This is a genomic window from Caballeronia choica, from assembly GCF_001544535.1.
Taxonomy (GTDB): Bacteria; Pseudomonadota; Gammaproteobacteria; order Burkholderiales; family Burkholderiaceae; genus Caballeronia; species Caballeronia choica.
In genome coordinates this window covers 1-2,242 of the sequence record NZ_FCON02000383.1, presented here as the reverse complement: position 1 = coordinate 2,242, position 2,242 = coordinate 1, and the positions used below count along the sequence as shown (strand labels likewise).

At 65.2% G+C, this 2,242-nt stretch carries 3 protein-coding genes; all 3 read right to left on the bottom strand.

The genetic code is table 11. From position 1 onward, the window contains the following. Positions 1 to 193 precede the first annotated feature (193 nt). Positions 194 to 994 (bottom strand): 1,2-phenylacetyl-CoA epoxidase subunit PaaC, encoded by an 801-nt coding sequence (gene paaC, locus AWB68_RS44235; RefSeq protein ID WP_087650365.1) that lies wholly within the window; start codon positions 992 to 994, stop codon positions 194 to 196. A 13-nt stretch (positions 995 to 1,007) separates the two neighbouring features. Beyond that, a complete protein-coding gene (gene paaB / locus AWB68_RS44230) occupies positions 1,008 to 1,292 on the bottom strand; it encodes a 1,2-phenylacetyl-CoA epoxidase subunit PaaB (protein WP_087650367.1) in 285 nt (94 codons plus the stop codon). Between the two features lie 14 nt (positions 1,293 to 1,306). Further along, positions 1,307 to 2,242 (bottom strand): 1,2-phenylacetyl-CoA epoxidase subunit PaaA (paaA, locus tag AWB68_RS44225; RefSeq protein ID WP_125483292.1); only part of this gene is annotated, 936 nt, incomplete at its 5' end.

The following is a 2,242-nucleotide window of genomic DNA, read 5'->3' as shown; positions in this document are numbered from 1 at the left end:
ACCGCTTCGAGCACGGCCCAGGCCTGGGCGACGGTGGCGTCTGCGTTCATCGTGGTTTGGGCGTCGAGTGGGGCTTGGGTGTTTCGCGCGGCGTCGGCATTCAGCAGCGCGAAGACGTTCAGCTTGCCTTCAACGTCCCGTCTGAGCGCTTCATCGAGCATGGCTTCGGCGTTGCTCATCGATCGCTCCACGCTTACCAGCTCGCGCCGGGATGCTGGCGCGCGAGACTCTGCATCTCGGCGAGCAGATAACCCATGTGCTCGGAATGCTCGCCGTGCTTGCCGGTGCTCACGTGCTTCACTTCGGCGGGCGCCTTGAGCGTCGCCTGCGCGAGCGTCGCCGCGACGTCTTCGTGCCACGCCGCTTCGAATGCGCCCGGCAACGGTCCGATGCCCGCGGCCGCGATCGCCGTTTCCACTTCGTCGATGCTGAAGAACTCGCGTGTGTACGGCATCAGGTAATCGAGCGCCGCCTGCGCGCGCCGATGCGATTCCTCCGTGCCATCGCCGAAGCGGATCAGCCAGTCGCCCGCGTGATGCAGGTGATAGCGCGTCTCCTTCAGCGACTTCGCGGCGATCGCGGCCAGTTGCACATCGGTCGACGATTCCAGCGCCGTCCACAGATGGCTCATCAACGCCGAATACAGGAAGTTGCGCACGATCGTCACCGCGTAGTCGCGCTCGGTGCGCACAGTGCCGGCGAGCGGTCCGTAGTGCGGCAACTCCGCAATCGTGTAGTTCGCGAACTCGCGCTCGGTGCGGAAATACGCGTAGTCGTCTTCGGTTTTTTGCGTGCCGTTCAGTTGCGCGTCGAGCGTGGCCGCGTGCGAGTACAGCAGGCGCGCCTGGCCGATCAGGTCGAGGCTGATGTTCGCGAGCGCGATGTCTTCCTCGAGCGCCGGGCCGTGGCTGCACCACTCGGCGTTGCGCTGGCCGAGGATCAACGCGTTGTCGGCGAGACGCAGGATGTACTGGAGATGCTGAGGCGTCGTCATATCGCGTTCCACGTTACATGTGGTTGATTTCGTCGGGCAGCACGAAGAAGGTCGGGTGACGGTAGATCTTGTCGCCGGCCGGTTCGAAGAGCTCGGCCTTGTCGGCCGGGTCCGATGCCGTGATCGCCGCCGACGGCACCACCCAGATGCTCACGCCTTCCTGACGCCGCGTGTAGACGTCGCGCGCCATGCGCAGTGCACCCGACGCGTCCGGTGCGTGCAGGCTGCCGCAATGCTTGTGATCGAGCCCCTGCTTGCTGCGTACGAATACTTCCCAGATCGGCCATTCCTTGTTCATCGTCGTCTCCTCGTTCATGCGGCTTGTTGGTGGGCGCGGGCGGCCTGCTTTTCCGCATGCGCGAGCGCTGCTTCGCGCACCCACGCGCCTTCGTCGTGCGCCTTCACGCGGGTCGCGAGACGCTCCTTGTTGCACGGGCCGTCGCCGTTCACGACGCGCCAGAATTCGTCCCAGTCGAGCGCGCCGTAGTCGTGCGCCTGACGCTCTTCGTTCCACTTCAGGTCCGGATCGGGCAGCGTGACGCCGAGGATCTTCGCCTGCTCGACGGTCGCATCGACGAACTTCTGGCGCAGGTCGTCGTTCGAAATGCGCTTGATGCCCCACTGGAACGACTGGCCGCTGTGGATCGAATCCTTGTCGCTCGGGCCGAACATCATCAGCACCGGCCACCACCAGCGCTCCACCGCCTGCTGCACCATGTCCTTCTGCGCCTGCGTGCCCTTCATCATCGCGAGCAGCGCGTCGAAACCCTGGCGCTGGTGGAACGACTCCTCCTTGCAGATGCGGATCATCGCGCGGGCGTACGGCCCGTACGTGCAGCGGCACAGCGGAATCTGGTTCATGATCGCGGCGCCGTCGACCAGCCAGCCGATCACGCCGACGTCCGCCCAGGTGGGCGTCGGGTAATTGAAGATGCTCGAATACTTGGCGCGGCCGACGTGCAGCGCGTCGACCAGTTGATCGCGCGAGACGCCCATCGTTTCTGCCGCGCTGTAGAGATAGAGGCCGTGGCCGCCTTCGTCCTGCACTTTGGCGAGCAGGATCGCCTTGCGCTTCAAGCTCGGCGCGCGGCTGATCCAGTTGCCCTCGGGCTGCATGCCGATGATCTCCGAATGCGCGTGCTGCGAAATCTGCCGCACCAGGGTCTTGCGGTAGGCATCGGGCATCCAGTCCTGCGGCTCGATCTTGCCGTCGGCCTGCATCACGGCGTCGAAGCGTTGCTGCTCGGG

Coding starts and splice junctions, on each gene's coding strand:
- paaC (WP_087650365.1), bottom strand. CDS start 994: ATGACGACGCCTCAGCATCTCCAGTACATCCTGCGTCTCGCCGACAAC.
- paaB (WP_087650367.1), bottom strand. CDS start 1,292: ATGAACAAGGAATGGCCGATCTGGGAAGTATTCGTACGCAGCAAGCAG.